The following is a 19121-nucleotide window of genomic DNA, read 5'->3' as shown; positions in this document are numbered from 1 at the left end:
CCGCAAATAGACTCTTTGGGCAGAAAGTAACATCAACACGGATCTACCCAATAAAAAAATCCCTGCTAATATTCTGATATTAGCAGGGATTTTTTATATTCTTCGGTTGAACGGTTTCTTACTTCACCACACTGTTTGTAGTTGGATCTGGAAAAATCACCGTTGGTTTAAATGTCTTTGCTTCCTCAAAATCCATCAACGCATACGACATAATAATCACAATGTCATCCGGTTGTACTTTCCGGGCAGCAGCACCATTCAAGCAGATTTTACCTGATCCGCGTTCACCTTTGATAATGTAGGTCTCAAAACGCTCACCGTTATTATTATCAGCGATGTATACTTTCTCACCGGCAATCATATTGGCTGCATCCAGCAAATCCTCATCAATCGTGATACTACCCATATAATTCAGATTGGCTTCCGTAACACGGGCACAATGAATTTTCGACTTCAACACTTCAATCATCATAAGGACTTCGTCTTTTTTAGTTTAAGATTCTTTGTATTTAATATTATCAATCAGTCTGACATCTCCACAGAATACTGTAATACAGCCTACTGCATAGGATGTTTGGTCCCAATTCCCAACCTTCTGCAAAGTGTTTCCATCTACTATCTCAAAATATTCCAGGCGTAATCCCGGTGCAGCAGCAATAGCATCTTCCACAAACTTTTGCGTTTCGCTCACTGTGTGAGTGGCTGCAAAGGTACGACTTTTAAATAAGGTCTGAGATATTTTTAATGCATTTTCACGTTCTTCTGCCGACAGTCGCGCATTCCGGCTGCTCAAAGCCAGCCCGTCCTCTTCACGGACAATGGGACAACCTACAATTTCAAGATCGAACTGCATCTGGCGAACCATCTCATGGATGATGGCCAACTGCTGAAAATCTTTTTCACCAAAATATGCGCGATGTGGTTTTACTGCTTCAAACAGTTTACTTACGATCTGGCATACCCCATTAAAGTGGCCCGGACGGAAAGCCCCCTCCATCACAGTATCCAGAGGAGCATAACTGAATTGGCGAGTATCCGGTTCCGGATACATTTCTTCCACCGAAGGAGCAAAAGTATAAGTCGCTCCGCAAGCCTCGAGTAATTTGCAATCGGCATCCAACGTACGGGGATACTTTACAAGGTCATTTTTATCATTAAACTGGGTAGGGTTCACAAAAACACTCACCACCGTTACTTCATTCTCGTTTACACTACGTTTTACAAGAGATGCGTGCCCTGCATGCAAAGCACCCATAGTAGGTACCAAACCTACCTTTTTACCCTGGGCTTTCAAAACCGACAGTTCAGCCTGCAAGTCCTTGATCGTATGTATTACTTTCATTTTAATTGGTTTATGATTCTTAGTCGTTTGAAAAACGGTGCAAAATAAACCATAATTTACCATATAAAGAAGAAATATCGTAAATTAATGCAAAAGATACCGAAGTAGGAACCTTAACAACCAGACGGTTTACAACTGAAAGACAAGCACTTAACAATTCATAAGGAATTATACCGCCCGAGAACTTGCTTTAATGCCCGTTTTTTTTTATATCTTTGCAGAATATTTACGAGAACGATTGTTATTATGACAAAGGCTAACAAGGTTTTATTTATTACACAAGAGATTACTCCTTACGTTTCAGAATCCGAGATGGCCAATATAGGCAGACATCTACCACAAGCTATCCAGGAAAAAGGCAGAGAAATCAGAACATTCATGCCCAAATGGGGAAATATCAACGAACGCAGAAATCAATTGCACGAAGTGATACGACTCTCCGGTATGAACCTGATTATCGATGACACCGACCATCCTCTTATCATCAAAGTAGCTTCCATCCAGTCAGCACGTATGCAGGTTTATTTTATCGACAACGATGATTACTTCCAGAACCGGCTACAAACAGCAGACGAAAACGGAGTAGAATACGATGATAACGACAGCCGGGCTATTTTTTATGCAAGAGGAGTGTTGGAAACGGTAAAGAAACTGCGTTGGTGTCCGGATGTGATTCACTGTCACGGCTGGATGACTGCTTTGGCTCCTTTATACATCAAAAAAGCGTATAAAGACGAACCTTCGTTCCGTGATGCGAAAGTGGTATTCTCCGTATACGAGGATGATTTCAAAGGTACGTTCAACCCTGATTTCGCAACTAAACTGATGCTGAAAGGCATTAATAAAAAGGATGTGGCTACTTTGAAAGAGCCGGTAGATTACGCTACACTTTGCAAATTGGCTGTTGATTACTCAGACGGAGTAGTACAGAATAGCGAACATGTAAATGAAGAAGTCATGAACTATGCCCGTCAATCGGGTAAATTGGTTCTTGACTATCAGGCTCCCGACGCTCTTGCAGACGCTTGCAACAGCTTCTACGATCAGGTGTGGGAAACTGAACAAAAATAATAAGAACCAAGATACGACGATCATGAAAGCAAAATATGTATGGGTGGCACTGATTGCCTTGACTTTCTTCGGGTGTGATGATAATACAGGTACTCTCGGACTGGGAATGCTTCCGGAAAGCGACCAAAATATCAATGGAAGATACACCACTTACGAAGTAAGTACAAATTCTATTTTATCGGGTCCTGTTTATGCAAAAACCAGCGTAGGTTATGTCGGTAAATTCACCGATAAGGAGTTCGGAGATTACGAAGCCAGTTTCCTCGCACAATTGAATAGTCCGGATGGGATTTCCTTTCCCTCGGTTTACGATCCGGAAACCAATCCCAAAGGTGTTATGGCAGGAGACTCTATCCACACTGCTGAATTGATATTGTACTATCAAAGCTATTTTGGCGATTCTATAAGCCCGTGCCGTATGACTGTGTACGAACTGGACAAAAACCTAACCCAGAATTATTATACAAACATAAACCCATTGGAATATTATAATCCGAACAACTTACTTGCGCGGAAAGCCTACACTGCGGTCGATCAATCACTCAGTGATTCCATCAGAAAAACTGAGAATTTTTATCCCAATGTCCGTCTGACTTCTGAGGAGATTACTAATTTAGGTAAAAAGATTTATCGATTAAACAGAGATCATCCTGAATATTTCAAAAGTTCGGAAGCTTTTATCAACAATGTGTTCAAAGGTATTTATGCCAAAAATGATTATGGTAACGGAACAGTTCTTTATGTTGACCAAATCAACCTGAATGTCGTGATCAGGTGTCACGAAAAAGACAGCGTAGGAAACAACCTGAAGAAAAAAGACGGTACGGATTCTCTGTACTACACAACCCGTACTTTCGCTACAACCAAGGAAGTTATTCAAGCTAACAGTTTCAGTACTTCTCAAGAAAAGTTACAAAAGTTTATTGACGAGCATCCGGACTGTACTTATCTGAAATCTCCGGCCGGCATTTTCACTCAAGCTACATTGCCGATCAATAAGATTTATGAAGAATTAAGTAATGACACCATTAATGCAGTGAAGTTGACTTTCAATAGCTATAATCAAGTAGATAATGGGCAATTCAGCATGCAAGCACCTACATATGTGCTGTTATTGCGTGAAAAAGAACGGCAAAGTTTCTTTGAGGAGAATAAACTTACAGATAATATCACTTCTTATCTGGCGGTACACAATGCAACAATTAACAGTAAACCTACAACCAATCAGTATGTGTTTACCAATCTGACTCGTCTGATCAACACTTGTGTCAACGAAAAGCTGGAGGCCAAGAAAAAAGCTGGAGCCAGTTGGAATGAAGCAGCTTGGGAAGCTGAAAACCCGGATTGGAACAAAGTAGTACTCATTCCGGTACTTGTACAGTATGACAGTTCTTCCAACAAGAACATGATCAGTATTCAGCACGATTTACAACCGGGATATGTAAAACTGGAAGGTGGACCTGGCATAAATAATAATGGTACAAAACTGAAGTTAGAAGTGACATACACCAACTTCAACGGTAAATAATAACAAGAGATTTTCATTATATAATCAGGGCGGTGTGAATAGTTTCCCTTTACACCGCCCTGATTGTTTTCTATACGCCCCCTTCCTTTTCATTAATTCTGAGATGAGACAAAAATCTAATCATCAAATGCCCCTTCTATAAGAAAAAAGGGTGGAGAATGTAAATCCTCCGCCCTCTCTATTTGAAAAGCTTTCGCTAAAGCAAACTTGCACTATATTCAGTCTTCTTTCTTTGCAGCTGTCTTCTTTGTTGCAGGTTTCTTTGCTGCTGCCTTTTTAGGAGCAGTAGCTTTGGGTTCCGCTTTTGCTTTGGTAGCTTTTGCTGCCTTTGCTTCCAGTTTATCAACCTCCTTATGCAACTCGGCAATTTCTTCTCCCTGATTCTTGATCGTTGTCAACAATGAATTCAACTCTTCATTGTCAATATCTTCAGGATAGAGAGAATTTACACGCTTAATGAAATCACCCAAAATATTCATATAGTTGGTAAACGCATCATAAGGAGAATCATAAATACCACGATTCAACCCTACACCGGTATTCTTGGTAGTCATAAAGCGGAAGTTATTGCTGGCCTGCAGATAATCCCAATCTTGCTTGATACGGCGATCATCACAGAGATGTACACGCTCGGCCACACTATATAACTTATTGAAAGCTTCACGCTGCAGGACATTACCCAACCAGCTGCTGGTATCTCTTTCTTCATCCACCCATGACATCGGATATGGTACGTCCAATTGAGAAACTGATTTCAATTTTGAAACAATCTCCGATGGGGTAGAGAAAGTAATTCCTTTTTCTTTTGCACAATACGGAAGAGCTTTCAGGAATTCCAAGATATTGGATGATAACGGCTGAGCCAGCCCCAGTGCCTTCAGTTCCATAAAGATATTGATAACTTGTTCTTCTTGCGGCAAAGCATCGATCCAACCAATATATTTATCAGCGAATAACGGATACTCGCTCCAATCGGAATTAGAGAAGCGCAGGCTGATATCATCGGACAACTTAAAATCTCTCAACAGCAGTTTCAGGCTGGGAGCCTGATTGCAATGGTATACATAATGCGGGCTCTTCCAACCCAATATGTGTTTAGCGCCTTCAGTCAGCATACCTTTGAAACCCATGCTTGCTACCGTAGCTCCTATTTCATCCGAATAGATCAGACTGGAATTGCGGAACACTTTCGGTGCTTTACCAAACATCTGTTTCATCTTGTCGCTCTGACGCATCACTTCTTCACGGAAACAGTCTTCATTGGCCAATGATGATAACCCATGGGAATATGGCTCGGCCAAAAATTCGCAGCAGCCTGTATCGTTTAATACATGTAACAAGTCAATTACAGCAGGTGCATGAATTTCGAGTTGTTCCAATGCTACTCCCGAAATAGAAAGAGCTACTTTAAAGGCCCCCCCGGAATTCTTCACCATTTCAATCAATGCATTGAGAGCCGGAATATAAGAACGTTCGGCAACCTCATTTATACCTGTCTCATTGGCATAATCATCATAATAGTAATGATCGGCACCAATGTCGAAGAAGCGGTAACGTTTCAGATGAATAATTTGATGTATCTCAAAATAAAGACAGATTGTTCTCATATCTATATTGTTTTATTGTTTTCCATAATTTTTTATAACCTCGTCGTAGATGCCGCGAACTTTGTAGCCTACATTCTCCCACTTAATTTCATCCACCTCTTTCTTACCTTCATCACGGAGATACTCGTACATAGCCGGATAGGTACAGATAGAATAGATAGCATCCGCCATAGCATGTATATCCCAGTAATCGGTCTTAATACACTTTTCCAAAATCTCGGCACAACCGGATTGTTTGGAAATGATGCTTGGCACACTACACTGCATAGCCTCTAACGGAGAGATACCAAAAGGTTCGGATACCGAAGGCATAATGTATACATCACTGGCTTTTAGTACCTCGTATACTTGTTTTCCTTTCATAAATCCCGGGAAGTGGAAACGGTCCGCAATCCCCCTTTCAGCAGCCAGACGAATCATCTGATCCATCATATCACCGCTACCGGCCATCACAAAACGTACATTCCGCGTACGCTTCAACACCATTGCAGCTGCCTCCACAAAATATTCCGGTCCTTTCTGCATCGTGATACGTCCCAAAAAAGTGACAACCTTTTCTTTCGGATTCTTATTGGGTACAATATCTTGTATCTCTTGTGATAAAGGAGAGACTGCATTATGCACTGTCGACACTTTCTTCGGGTCTTGAAAGTATTTATGAATCACTGTCTGACGAGTCAGTTCACTCACACACATGATGTGATCGGCGTGATCCATACCATTTTTTTCGATGGCATATACAGTTGGATTCACATTGCCACGACTACGGTCGAAATCGGTAGCATGTACATGAATCACCAATGGTTTACCCGATACCTGTTTTGCATGTATTCCTGCCGGATAAGTTAACCAGTCATGTGAGTGGATGATTTCAAACTCCTGCTGGCGTGCTATTACTCCTGCCACAATCGAGTAGTTATTGATTTCTTCGTGCAGGTTATCCGGATAACGCCCAGAGAACTCAATACATCCCAGATCGTTTGCATTCAGATAATTGAAATCAGCATAAATATGATCGCGCAGGTCAAAATATAACTGGGGATCCATGTACGAACCGACACGTCCTTTCACATAATCCCAATCTACATTCCTCCACACAATCGGTGTACTATTCATACCGATTATTCTCAGGAAACTTTGGTCTTCATCCCCCCAAGGTTTGGGAATACAGAACGTAATCTCCATATCCTCTTGTTGAGACATCCCTTTCGTCAAACCATAGCTGGCAGTTCCTAAACCTCCTAAGATATGCGGGGGGAACTCCCATCCAAACATTAAAACTTTCATCTTCGTCCCTCCTCCTATAAATTATATTTAGACAACAGCTTCAAGATACGCAAAATCTCTGCCACATTCATTGCAAACGATACCGCTCCTCTACCTTTGAAAGGCGGGTTTCCATCAAACAACTCAGGCAGTGAACCAACGCAATGGCTGGTCATCTCGTCTTCAAAGCCGATTAACTGGCGTTCTACAAACGAGATACCGCTCATCTTATAGATTCGCAAATAAGCCTCCATGTAGAACCCCATCAACCACGGCCAAGCCGTACCTTGATGATAAGCATAGTCTCTCTGGATCTGAGGACCCACATAATTCGGATTATATCCGCCGCTCTTCGGACTCAATGTTCGGAGTCCCTTCGGAGTAAGTAATTCCTTCGTCACAATATCGAGTACCTGTTTTTTCTGTACCCGATCAAGAGGAGAATAATCGAAGGCAACCGTAAATATCATGTTGGGACGTACGCTCCAGTCCATCATATTTCCGTCTACATAATCCAACAGATATCCATATTCATTGCGGAATACTTCCACAAACGATTTTCCAGTTACTTCAGCCTGTGCATCCAGCGAGTCGGCCAACAGTCCGTTACCACCCTCGCGAACTAAATCGGCAATAAACCGCAAAGCATTATACCACAAAGCATTTATCTCTACAATATAACCCGTGCGTGGAATAACCGGACGCCCGTTAACCGTGGAGTTCATCCATGTGATCGCCCTATCTGCACCATTGGCATAAAGCAACCCGTTTTCGTGCAGGAACAGATTATCATGTTTACGCTGACGAATAAAATCAATGATTTCTTCTAACAAAGAACCATATTTAGCACGACATTGTTCACGACTTGTCTCCTTTGCATATTGCTGCAAGGCCCATACAGCCCACAACAATACATCCGGATCATCCATCTCGTATATCTTGCAGCCAATCGGTTCACCTTTAATATAGTTGCCAATCGCTTTACGGGCTGTCTCCATCACATCTTCAAATTCATCTGTCTCGTCCACAGCAAGCGTCAATCCCGGCAAAGCCACGAACATATCGCGGGCACGGCATTTAAACCAGGGATATCCGGCCAGAATATAATGGTCATCTTCCTGCTTATTATGGAATTGATGGGCAGAATTCTTCAAACAGTGATAGAAGCTATCACGCGGCGTACGGTCGGCCACTTCCGCATCAAAAGTTTGCTTTAGTCGACGTGGAGAAATTTCTGAAATACCGGCAGAGAAAATAATACTCTCTCCTTTCTTTATATCAACTTCGAAATATCCGGGAACATAAAGGTCTTCATTGAAGTCATATCCTCTCTCTTGTTCTTTCGGATATTCAATTCCTCTATACCAATTCGGATCAAAGTGGAATTCATTCTTCTTATTCAATTGCATGAACAGTTCCGGATATCCGGGATACATACAAGTTTTAATGCCGTTCTCTACCAATTGATAGTCACGGCTCGCCTGCGAATTCTCATGTGTATATTCGCGTACACTACGGAAAGCGAGGAACGGGCGGAAGCGAAGAGTGGTAGCAGAGTGTGCATCGACCAAGGTGTAACGGATCAGGATCCGATTCTCATGATGTACAAAGATTTTTTCTTTACGAAGTATGACTCCTCCCACACGGTAAGTTGTTGCCGGAATATGTTCGCAGTCAAACTCACGGATATACTTATGCCCATTCGGACTAAAGTGATTTCCTTGATACTTATGCAATCCCAGGTTAAACTCCGCACCGTGTTGAATTACCGTTTCATCCAAAGAAGACAGCAGCACATGATTTTCATCGTCCAGATTGGGTACGGGAATCACCAGCAATCCATGATATTTGCGTGTGTTACAATCTACAATCGTTGTACAATGATAAGCTCCTGATTTATTCGTCCGGAGAATCTCCCTTGGTAAAGATTCCTCAAGATTTATCATCAGAGTCTTGTCAAAATGTAAATAACTCATAGTTGTGCATTATTTAAAGGTTAATTATTTCGGTTATCATAGTATATAATATAAGTATGATGCCCAAAAATACGAATTAAAGGTAAAAAACAAAATAAAAAGGAACTTTATTTTTTATTTTCAAGGCAAATATTCGTAGCATTGTATAAAATTTAAAGAAATATGCCAATATGAAGTCAGATGTTCGACGAATCCTGATAGCGATGGTGCTTCCTATGTTCCTAATTTTTATCCTTTATACAATAAAAGTTTTAGAGGTGGGCATGGACTGGGACTTTACCAGATTAGGAGTATACCCATTGTCAAAAAAAGGGATGTTTGGTATTTTCGCGCATCCTCTTATACATAGTGGCTTCAAACATTTACTGGCCAACACTTTACCTCTATTCTTCCTGTCATGGTGTCTTTTTTACTTTTACAGGAACATTGCACCTCTGATTTTTTTTATCATCTGGATAGGATGCGGAACCATCACGTTCCTTATCGGTAAGCCCGGTTGGCATATCGGGGCCAGCGGCATTATTTACGGTTTGGCTTTTTTTCTTTTCTTCAGCGGACTCTTACGAAAATATGTCCCCCTGATTGCGATCTCTCTTTTAGTAACCTTCCTCTATGGTGGACTGGTGTGGAATATGCTTCCTTATTTCGCACCATCGGGTACTTCGTGGGAGGGACATCTGAGTGGAGCTGTCACCGGTACCATCTGTGCCCTTGCTTTTATGAATCATGGTCCACAAAAGCCTGAACCATTCGCAAATGAAGAGGAAGAGGAGGAGGTTGCCAATGAAGCAAATGAAACCGATAACGACGAAATCAATAGCGACGAAACGGACCAAAAAGACACAGAGTGTGAAAAAGAATAGTTTTTCACCCCGGTTTCTACAACAGATTAATGGGGATACCTATTACTTCTGTAATGCAGCAATCAATAATGTGATATTGGCGGTAAACAATCTGACAGAAATAGCCAACAGAATGATACCAAAGAATTTACGAATAATATAGATGCCTCCCTTGCCCAAAAAGCGTTCCACACGTCCTGTCATACTGACAACGAAATACACCCACAACATATTCAGGATCAAAGCGATCACAATATTGATACTGGCATATTCGGCCCGCAAAGAAAGCAATGTAGTAAATGCACCGGCACCTGCCAGCAGAGGGAATACCAAAGGTACAAGCGTAGCCTCTTTTATCGGTCCCTGGTTCTTAAAGATTTCCACATCCAGAATCATCTCCAAAGACATCAGGAAGATAACAAATGCTCCCGCCACGGCAAAGGACTCAATATCAACATGGAACAGTTTCAGCATAAAGTCACCGGCATAAAAAAAGCCAATCATTAATGCAAACGAAATAACGGTCGCTTTCGTAGCATTCACATCTTTTCCCTTCTCCTTCAGATTGATGATAATAGGAATAGAACCAATAATATCAATCACAGCAAAAAGCACGATAAACGCACTGACCATCTGTTGAAAATTAAAGTTTGCAAACATGACTTCCTCCTTTTTCCCGCAAATATACTTCATTTTTATGCATCTCGCAAGAGATTGTTTTAGGTAATCACTACCATCTTTAAGAAATAATAAAAAAAACAAAAAGAAGGGGAAGATGGTTTCAGTCAACCCCTATTATCGTTACATTTGCCTTCAAATTAGAAGATTACGATATATGGAAACCATGTTCGACACCTTGTTACAACTCCCCCTGTTTCAGGGACTTTGTCATGAGGATTTCACAAATATATTAGAAAAAGTAAAACTTCATTTCACCCGTCATAAAGCAGGAGAACCGTTGATAAAAAGTGGTGAAGTATGTGACCAGTTACTTTTTTTGCTAAAAGGTAAGCTCTCTTCCGTCACCGTATCGGAAGACGAGACACTGACTGTCATAGAGTATTTCGAAGCTCCTGCCGTATTGGAACCTTACTCCATGTTTGGAATGAACACCCGGTATATATCTACCTACATTCCTCATAATGAAGAAGCACAAATGGTAAGCATCAGCAAATCATTCGTTATGGGTGAACTGTTCAAATACGATATTTTCCGCCTCAACTATATGAATATCGTCAGCAATCGTGCACAGAACCTTTACACTCGTTTGTGGGATAGAGCTCCCAAGGACATTGAAGATAAAATAATACGTTTCATATTGGCCCATATCGAAAGAATGACAGGTGAAAAACTGTTTAAAGTGAAAATGGATGATCTGGCACACATACTGGATGATACTCGCCTGAACGTATCAAAAGCCCTCAACGGATTGCAGGAATTAAATCTGCTGGAACTCCACCGGAAAGAAATCCGCATACCCGATTTAGCACTCCTGACAGAGTGGAACGAAAAACGATAAAGAGCCGGTGCCAATCCCTCTATCAGTCGTTTGGTCCCACCTTTGTCATTATCCTCACACTATCCTTGCGAACAGTTGCTCTACAGGCATTGTGCTCCGACAAACGATAAACCACGATTTGCCTGTCGAGTCTCTGAAAAACGAGTCCCGATCCTTCTAAAACCTTCTCCATCACTCTTTGGATAGGTTCTTCCGAAACACAAATACTTATTTCCTTATGAATCTCGGTGTCTATATCGCAAGCCCACGCAAAGACAAAATCACTCTTTTGCTCGATTTCATCAAAAACCCGGATGATCGGCACACGTCTCAGATTAAAAGAAAATTTCCAGTCCGGCATCTTAACATCCTCTGACGATAAAGCTGCCCCATTACAGCACATAATGAAAATAAAGCCAAACAATACTCTATATTTTATTCTCTGTTTATCAATGTTTTCAGTTCTTACTATACGTTCTCTTTTCATGCTTTGTTCCAGTTGTTATAATACTAATTTCAGGCCATTGCATCCCTTCCCGGAGGGCATAACCATGCTTCCCGGCTCTGATATGTAGTCGTGTGTGTAAGTTAGAGGAAGGATATCACTCTATCCTTTTTGTGGGGGTTGTGTGTGTGCGTGTGTCATAGTGTTCAGTGTCATTCCATAGGCTCTACCATTTTATGGGTTCTCAGATATAAAAATAGTCCGCTCTTCTTTCCTGTAATCAGTAGAATACAGCAATGATATAGTCGTCAATACATTATCAATATTATCGGATAAATAGATCTTTCCCGAACATCTCTTACCGGTCAGTTGCTTCTTGTCACCAAAGTTAAACGACAGATTATAATATCGTCCTATCCGATTCAGTACATCCACCATATTGGCATCATCCAATTCCAGATAACCTTCCTTCCAACAGGTATATCTGGAGGCACTAACTTTTCTTTTTTCACATTGCTTCCCATCGTAGAGCACTTTTTCATTTGCTTTCATGCGTATCTCAGGACCGGACTCCGGCCGAAATCCGACTATGCCGTCCACAAGTACACACGAAGGAACCGCCTCGTCTTCATAAGCCGATACATTAAATCGGGTGCCATATACCTGCACATCGAAATGTGCCGTATGCACTATGAAAGGCTTTTTGCTATCTGCGGCTACTTCGGCATACATTTCGCCTTTCAGGCTCACTTCCCTCTTCTCTCCCGAGAAATGGGTAGGAAACTTAAGAACAGAACCGGAATTCAACCAGATTTCTGTTCCGTCCTCCAGCTTCACCTTCGACCGTTTACCGTAAGGAACCACCAACTTATTGACCTCATTCTGTTCCATCCTGATCTTTTCTTGCCCGCTGTTGGGGTGGTAGACCATGGCTGATCCATCCTTACTTAAGAGCAGGTGTACATTTTGCCGGAACGAAGTTATACTGTCGCCACTTACCAGACGGATATCTTCTGATTTCAAAGGTTGCCATACAATCTCCGCTTTTTGTTCAGTAACAGGCGTTACCGGTTCCACTCTCTCATAACGATTCAAATAAGAAATGATTCCTAATGCAATAACGATGCACACGGATATACCATAATAAGCGCCCCTCCTGATGGTTCGTTTCCGTCGCAACATGCGCAGAGAAGCATGGATCCGCTGACGAAGACGCTCATGATCATCTTTCGAGAGGCGCTCCCTGTTCATCCGAACGCTCTTGAATTTTAACCACTGGAAGAATTTCTCTTCATCTTTCAAAGGATCAATATGTCTGCTATCCCGCTTCGTTTTTTCCATTCAGAATAGGTGCTTAAAGAGTTTAATAACACTATTGTCTGCATAGAACACGAACGGGCACAGGTTTCATACCCACTTTTCCCGAATAAAATTTAAATTGGTGCCTTATTTAACCAACATTAATAGAAAGCAAGAGATAGAAGAGCACTAACGTATTATTGTGCTTCAGTTTAAGTAAGGTCCGATAGAGCAGTTTACGACAAGCAGGAACACTGATTTGCATGATCTCCGCAATTTCCTCATAGGAACATTCCTGCATGTAGCGTAAATAAATAATCTCGCGTTGGCGTTCGGTCAGCACACTCAGAATTTCATCGACTTTCTGTGACACTTCCGCCTGTTCTTCCGCCGCGATCATTTCATCCTCCACGGTGATTTTGATTCTGTATGGAAGTTCATCGGTAATCTCACCGGTAAGAACCTCCGAATAGTTTCGTTTAAGTTTATAGGTGTCAATCAATTGGTTTCGCAGGGCACGCAACAAGTAAAATTTAGGATTCTGTATCTCCTGAACATCCTTCTCACGAATACATACCCTGCAAAACACGTCATGAATGGCATCCATCGCTGCCTGTTTATCAAACCCGAATCCTAAAGCATACGAAAACAAGTCGTCGACATAGTCTTTATACAGACTATCAACCGTATGTTTCGTTCTCTCTTTTTCTTCCAGGTTTTCTTTTTTGGCAGCATTGTATAAAGTTTGTAAATGATAAATTTAGCTTTTCAGAGCCTGTATGATATCTTCCAGCAGGTCATCAGTCCGTTCCAGCCCCACCGAAAGGCGAATGGTTTTCTGACTGATGTCCATATCCCGGCGCTGCTCCTCGGTAAACGAACCGTAGATTGTGCTTGCCGGATGGATAGCTAACGTTTTATTATCAAATAAGTTCGTGGCCCTACGTATGATTCTCAACCGATTTATGAAACGAAAACATATTTCACGCGATGGAAGGTCGAACGTCAACATCGCGCCCGGAAGAGAACCAAACTGCCGGGTACTTAATTCATAAAACGGATTGGTCTCCAAGCCGGTATAATTCACCGACTCAACCTCCGGCAGTTCTTGCAAACACCGTGCCAGTTTCAAACATGTTTCCGCCTGCCGGGCAAACCGGACTTCCATTGTTTCAAGCCCGAGTGTCTGCATATAAGCTACCTGGGGAGTCATGTATGCTCCGAGATTACGATGAATCTCCCTACGGAGTTTGGCGGTAAAAGCCTCCTTCCCGGTATCTGTACTCAAAGCTGCCAACTTACCGGAATGCCCCCAATCAAAGGTGCCATAGTCAATTATCAGTCCTCCAATGCAGGTAGCACCTCCCGAAATATATTTCGTACTGGACACAATCTCAATATCGACTCCGAAATCCGCCGCACGAAACACATGGAAAGGAACCGCCGTTGTATCTGCCAGCAATGGTACTCCGGCACTATGAACAATACCGGCAAGGGCTTTCAAATCGGCCACTTCCAGCTGCGGATTGGTAATAACCTCCAGAAAAAGCGCACAAGTATTTTCATCGATCTGCCTCTCCACTTCTTCAAGGCATGTCAGGTCACAGAAACGTACTTCTACCCCAAAAGCTCCTAACGTACTTTTCAGGAATGAATAGGTATTGCCGAATAAATGCGCCGAAGTCACGATATTAGCTCCTGCACTTGCCAAAGTGATCAGAGCATTGCTGATGGCAGCCATTCCGGAATTCAACGCCGTCACGCTCAGCGCACCGGTCACAGCCTGTACACGTTGCTCGAAGTACTGCACCGTAGGGTTTGTAATTCGTGAATAAGCATGTCCGGCTGTCCGTCCACAGAAAGCAGCTTCCATCTCTTCAGCAGTTTCAAATTCATAAGCAGCAGTATGATATACCGGCATGGAAAGAGAATGATGTGCATCCTCTTTCTCAAAAGGAGTATGCAGTATTTGTGTCTCGAAACTATTTTTTTTCATCCTGAAAGTCTTTTTATATAAATTCCACAAATTATGCTATTGTGTCATGCTTCTTCCCGTATGCCTGCTTTATCTGATCCAGTGCCTGCTTCAGCACACTCCGCGGACAAGCCACGTTAAGACGCATAAATCCTTCTCCCTCTTTACCAAACATTGCACCATCGTTCAGTGCCAGATGTGCATCATCAACAAAGAAACTTACTAATTCTTTCTGCGACAGTCCCAGTTCGCGACAGTCCAGGAAAATCAAGTAAGAAGCCTGGGGACGAATCATCCGTATTGCAGGGATATTCGCTTTCAGATACTCGTCCGTAAAATCAATATTTCCCTGAATGTATTCCAACACCTGATCCAACCACTCCGTTCCATTACTATAAGCAGCGGCCACTCCAAGATAAGCAAACAAATGTCCTTCACTGAACTCACTGGCCTCCATATACGTCTGGAAACGACGACGAATGTCTTCATCCTCTATGATACAGTACGAACTGGCAAGTCCTGGCATGTTGAAAGCTTTACTGGGCGACATAAACACGAGTGAATTCCGACGGGCTTTCTCCGATACCAACGCAAAAGTGGGATGCGTATATCCGGGCAATGTCAGGTCGGCATGGATTTCGTCCGAAATGACCAAAACCTGATTATCATAACAGATTTCCGCAATCTCAGCCAACTCTTCCCGGGTCCATACACGTCCTCCCGGATTATGCGGATTACTAAGGATCAGTATTTTGCATCCTTTCACATCGGTACGGAAACGTTCGAAATCGATCTGATACTGTCCATCTTCCAAAACCAACGGGCTATAGACCACTTCCCGATGATTATGTTCCGTTACCAGAAAAAACGGATGGTAGACAGGAGGCATCACCATCACCCGATCGCCCGGAGCAGTGAAACATTGCAAAGCAAAAGCCAGTCCACGCACAATTCCCGGAGTAAATGTCAGCATCTCCCGGGTAATATTCCACCCATGGCGTTTCTTCTGCCAATTGATAATGGATGTATACCAGGCTTCGCAGGCAAAAGTGTATCCCAACACTTCATGATCCAACCGGCGACGGATAGCTTCTATCACAAAAGGTGGAGTACGGAAATCCATGTCGGCCACCCACATCGGAAGCAGGTCATTTCGTCCCCAACGTTCCGGCACTGCGTCATACTTCACCGAGTCTGTCCCCCGGCGTTCTATCACTTCATCAAAGTTATACTTCATAAGGGTTCTCTTTTTAAGTTCAGCCTGCAAATGTACAATTCATCTGTTTCATAATGAAACCAAATGAGCTATTTTAGCAGACAGCAGTTAAAATTTACCATCATTGTGCTATTCAGTTACTCTATATCAGGCTTTTTCAGTACATTTGTGCTCCATTAAAGAAAAGACGTATGATAAAAGCCCTGTTTTTTGATATAGACGGGACGTTGGTTAGTTTCAACACGCACGAAATTCCTTCGTCTGCCCTCTCGGCCATAACCGAAGCCAAAGCTAAAGGAATTAAGATTTTCATTGCTACCGGACGTCCGAAAGCGATTATTAACAACCTGTCGGCCCTCCAGAAACAAAGTTTGATAGACGGTTACATCACCATGAACGGAGGATACTGCTTTGTAGGAGATGAAGTGATTTACAAACATTCCATCCCGGCAGAAGATGTCAAGACACTTGCTGCCCTTTCGGACGAGAAAGGTTTTCCCTGCATCTTTGTCGCCGAACATACCGTAGCCGTCTGCAACCCCAACGAACTGGTAAACCAAATTTTCCACGAGTTCCTGCATGTAGACATCCTACCCGTTCAGACTACTGCCGAAGCTACCCAAACCGAGATCTTCCAGATGACCCCGTTCATCACCACCGAAGACGAAAAAAACATATTGCCTTTACTCCCGCACTGTGAGTCCGGACGCTGGTTTCCGGCATTCACAGATGTTGTGGCAAAAGGTATCCGTAAGCAAAAAGGGATAGACGAAATCATCCGCCATTTCGGCATCCGCCTGGAAGAGACAATGGCATTCGGCGACGGAGGCAACGACATCAGCATGCTGCGCCATGCAGCCATCGGAGTGGCCATGGGCAATGCAAACGACGAAGTCAAAGAGGCAGCCGATTATGTGACTGCATCGGTGGACGAAGACGGCATACAAAAAGCATTAAAACATTTCGGTATCATCTGACGTGGAATTTACTATAGACACCGGCAATAAAGAATTTCAGGATGCACTGAACCTGATTCAGTACACCCGGCAATCGGTTTTCCTCACCGGAAAAGCGGGGACGGGTAAATCGACTTTCCTGAAGTATATCTGCAAGAACACCAAGAAAAAGCATATCGTACTGGCCCCCACCGGCATCGCCGCCATTAATGCCGGTGGCAGTACTTTACACAGTTTCTTCAAGCTCCCCTTCCATCCATTGCTGCCCGACGACCCCAACCTAAGCCTGCAACGGGGACGTATCCACGAATTCTTCAAGTATACCAAGCCCCATCGGAAGCTGTTGGAACAGGTAGAGTTGGTCATTATCGACGAGATATCGATGGTGCGGGCAGATATGATTGATGCCGTAGACCGCATCCTGCGAGTATACAGCCGCAACCTGCGTGACCCATTCGGCGGGAAACAGGTTTTACTGGTGGGCGATGTATTCCAGCTGGAACCGGTGATCAAAGGAGACGAACGAGAAATTATCAACCGCTTCTATCCCACTCCTTACTTTTTTTCGGCACGGGTTTTCAACGAAATAGAGTTGGTATCCATCGAATTGCAAAAGGTATACCGGCAGTCGGACGCGGTTTTTGTCAGCGTACTCGATCACATTCGCAGCGGAGCTGCCGGAGCCGCCGACCTTCAGTTGCTCAATACCCGTTATGGCGCTCCCATCGATGCCTCGGAAGAGGATATGTACATCACCCTTGCCACCCGTCGCGATACGGTGGAAACCATCAATGACCGACGGCTTGCCGAACTCCCCGGAGATCCGGTAGTATTCGAAGGCGAAATCAACGGAGATTTTCCCGAAAGCAGCCTGCCGACATCCAAGGACCTGACTTTGAAACCCGGAGCACAGATCATCTTTATCAAGAACGATTTTGAACGCCGCTGGGTAAACGGGACCATCGGTGTAGTAAGCGGAATCGATAACGACGGTATCATCTATGTCATCACCGATGACGGTAAAGAGTGCGATGTCCACCGTGAATCATGGCGAAACATTCGCTATAAGTACAATGAAGAAAAGAAAGAGATCGAAGAAGAAGAGTTAGGCACCTTCACTCAATATCCCATTCGGCTGGCATGGGCCATCACCGTACACAAAAGTCAGGGATTGACCTTCAGTCGCGTAGTTATCGACTTCACCGGCGGAGTGTTCGCCGGAGGACAGGCATACGTAGCTCTCAGCCGTTGTACCTCGCTCGAAGGCATTCAATTAAAAAAGCCTGTCAGCCGTGCCGACATCTTTGTCCGTCCCGAAATCGTAAGTTTTTCCGGAAGGTTCAATAACCGGCAAGCTATCGACAAAGCTCTGAAACAGGCACAAGCCGATGTGCAATATGCCGCAGCTGCCCGTGCTTTCGACAAAGGAGATTTCGAAGCGTGTCTTGAACAGTTTTTCTTGGCCATCCACTCCCGTTACGACATAGAAAAGCCTACCGCCCGGAGACTGATCCGCCGGAAACTGGGTGTCATCAACCTGTTGCGTGAACAGAAAAGGAAGTTACAGGAACAAATGGCCGCACAGCAAAAAAGTCTGCAAAAGTATGCGCGGGAATATCTGCTGATGGGCAACGAATGCATCACCCAGGCACATGATACCCGGGCTGCACTGGCCAATTACGACAAAGCAATCGAACTGTATCCCGAATACACCGATGCATGGATACGGAAAGGAATCACACTTTTCAACGAGAAAGAGTTCTTTGATGCCGAGAGTTGCCTGAACCGGGCAGTCAGTCTTCGTCCGACAGATTTCAAGGCACTCTACAACCGGGGCAAACTCCGTCTGAAAACAGAGAATACGGAAGGCGCCTTGGCCGATCTCGACAAAGCAACTACCTTGAAACCGGAACATCCGGGTGCACACGAACTTTTTGGAGATGCACTGCTGAAGGTGGGGAAAGAGACAGAAGCGGCCATACAATGGCGAATCGCAGAGGAATTACGAAAAAAGAAGAAATAAGATAAGTTCATTTCTTCAATGGTCTTGAAGTCGATTCACCACAGAGTAACACGGAACTTCACAGAGTTTTAATCTTT

17 protein-coding genes are annotated in these 19121 nt (G+C 43.4%); 6 read left to right on the top strand and 11 right to left on the bottom strand.

What is annotated here, in order from left to right:
* Positions 1-118 precede the first annotated feature (118 nt).
* Positions 119-472: an aspartate 1-decarboxylase gene (gene panD / locus R3O62_RS09405; RefSeq protein ID WP_005775741.1), complete on the bottom strand. Its 354-nt coding sequence runs from the start codon at positions 470-472 to the stop codon at positions 119-121.
* A gap of 21 nt (positions 473-493) precedes the next feature.
* Complete coding sequence (gene panC, locus R3O62_RS09400) at positions 494-1342, bottom strand: pantoate--beta-alanine ligase (protein ID WP_032539658.1); 849 nt, start codon at positions 1340-1342, stop codon at positions 494-496.
* A 246-nt stretch (positions 1343-1588) separates the two neighbouring features.
* Between panC and R3O62_RS09395 the strand changes: the two genes are divergently transcribed.
* Entirely contained in the window at positions 1589-2413 is an 825-nt protein-coding gene (locus tag R3O62_RS09395; RefSeq protein ID WP_317472915.1) for a glycogen/starch synthase, read from the top strand.
* Positions 2414-2435: 22 nt separating this feature from the next.
* Positions 2436-3941, top strand: coding sequence for a DUF4270 domain-containing protein (locus R3O62_RS09390; RefSeq protein WP_317472916.1), 1506 nt, complete (start codon positions 2436-2438; stop codon positions 3939-3941).
* Between the two features lie 218 nt (positions 3942-4159).
* On the opposite strand, the gene R3O62_RS09385 is transcribed toward R3O62_RS09390, so the two are convergent.
* From R3O62_RS09385 to R3O62_RS09375, 3 genes are read right to left on the bottom strand one after another with little or no spacing between them, the layout of a single operon-like run.
* Positions 4160-5548 carry a glycoside hydrolase family 57 protein gene (locus R3O62_RS09385; RefSeq protein WP_022012383.1) on the bottom strand — a complete coding sequence of 463 codons (1389 nt, stop codon included), beginning with the start codon at positions 5546-5548 and terminating at the stop codon, positions 4160-4162.
* A 12-nt stretch (positions 5549-5560) separates the two neighbouring features.
* Complete coding sequence (locus R3O62_RS09380) at positions 5561-6835, bottom strand: glycosyltransferase family 4 protein (protein WP_005775735.1); 1275 nt, start codon at positions 6833-6835, stop codon at positions 5561-5563.
* A 14-nt stretch (positions 6836-6849) separates the two neighbouring features.
* Positions 6850-8790, bottom strand: coding sequence for a glycogen debranching enzyme N-terminal domain-containing protein (locus R3O62_RS09375; protein ID WP_220654202.1), 1941 nt, complete (start codon positions 8788-8790; stop codon positions 6850-6852).
* A gap of 170 nt (positions 8791-8960) precedes the next feature.
* On the opposite strand from R3O62_RS09375, the gene R3O62_RS09370 reads away from it, so the two are divergent.
* Entirely contained in the window at positions 8961-9653 is a 693-nt protein-coding gene (locus R3O62_RS09370) for a rhomboid family intramembrane serine protease (RefSeq protein WP_234070177.1), read from the top strand.
* A 42-nt stretch (positions 9654-9695) separates the two neighbouring features.
* Here the strand turns inward: R3O62_RS09370 and R3O62_RS09365 are convergent, their stop codons facing one another.
* Positions 9696-10292: a MarC family protein gene (locus tag R3O62_RS09365; protein ID WP_005775732.1), complete on the bottom strand. Its 597-nt coding sequence runs from the start codon at positions 10290-10292 to the stop codon at positions 9696-9698.
* A gap of 115 nt (positions 10293-10407) precedes the next feature.
* Between R3O62_RS09365 and R3O62_RS09360 the strand changes: the two genes are divergently transcribed.
* On the top strand, positions 10408-11151 hold the full coding sequence (locus R3O62_RS09360) for a Crp/Fnr family transcriptional regulator (protein ID WP_317472917.1): 744 nt from the start codon (positions 10408-10410) through the stop codon (positions 11149-11151).
* A 22-nt stretch (positions 11152-11173) separates the two neighbouring features.
* Here R3O62_RS09360 and R3O62_RS09355 read toward each other — a convergent pair whose 3' ends face one another.
* The 5 genes from R3O62_RS09355 to R3O62_RS09335 all read right to left on the bottom strand — a co-directional run bounded on the left by R3O62_RS09355 (position 11174) and on the right by R3O62_RS09335 (position 16086).
* The gene (locus tag R3O62_RS09355) at positions 11174-11617 is read right to left on the bottom strand and encodes an STN domain-containing protein (protein ID WP_122296610.1); all 444 of its coding nucleotides are present in this window, start codon (positions 11615-11617) and stop codon (positions 11174-11176) included.
* Between the two features lie 192 nt (positions 11618-11809).
* Positions 11810-12916 carry a FecR family protein gene (locus tag R3O62_RS09350; RefSeq protein WP_032531795.1) on the bottom strand — a complete coding sequence of 369 codons (1107 nt, stop codon included), beginning with the start codon at positions 12914-12916 and terminating at the stop codon, positions 11810-11812.
* Positions 12917-13025: 109 nt separating this feature from the next.
* The gene (locus R3O62_RS09345; RefSeq protein WP_317472922.1) at positions 13026-13634 is read right to left on the bottom strand and encodes a sigma-70 family RNA polymerase sigma factor; all 609 of its coding nucleotides are present in this window, start codon (positions 13632-13634) and stop codon (positions 13026-13028) included.
* Entirely contained in the window at positions 13635-14870 is a 1236-nt protein-coding gene (locus tag R3O62_RS09340; RefSeq protein WP_022012381.1) for a PLP-dependent transferase, read from the bottom strand. It abuts the gene before it with no gap.
* 31 nt (positions 14871-14901) lie between these two features.
* Complete coding sequence (locus R3O62_RS09335; protein WP_317472918.1) at positions 14902-16086, bottom strand: MalY/PatB family protein; 1185 nt, start codon at positions 16084-16086, stop codon at positions 14902-14904.
* 170 nt (positions 16087-16256) lie between these two features.
* On the opposite strand from R3O62_RS09335, the gene R3O62_RS09330 reads away from it, so the two are divergent.
* Both R3O62_RS09330 and R3O62_RS09325 read left to right on the top strand, forming a co-directional pair.
* Entirely contained in the window at positions 16257-17042 is a 786-nt protein-coding gene (locus R3O62_RS09330; RefSeq protein ID WP_005775725.1) for a Cof-type HAD-IIB family hydrolase, read from the top strand.
* Between the two features lies 1 nt (position 17043).
* On the top strand, positions 17044-19044 hold the full coding sequence (locus R3O62_RS09325; protein WP_005775724.1) for an AAA family ATPase: 2001 nt from the start codon (positions 17044-17046) through the stop codon (positions 19042-19044).
* The last annotated feature ends 77 nt before the right edge of the window (positions 19045-19121 follow it).

It is taken from the genome of Bacteroides hominis (genome assembly GCF_033042785.2).
Taxonomy (GTDB): Bacteria; Bacteroidota; Bacteroidia; order Bacteroidales; family Bacteroidaceae; genus Bacteroides; species Bacteroides hominis.
The sequence above is the reverse complement of the archived record's forward strand: the minus strand, read 5'-3'. Positions and strand labels throughout refer to the sequence as shown.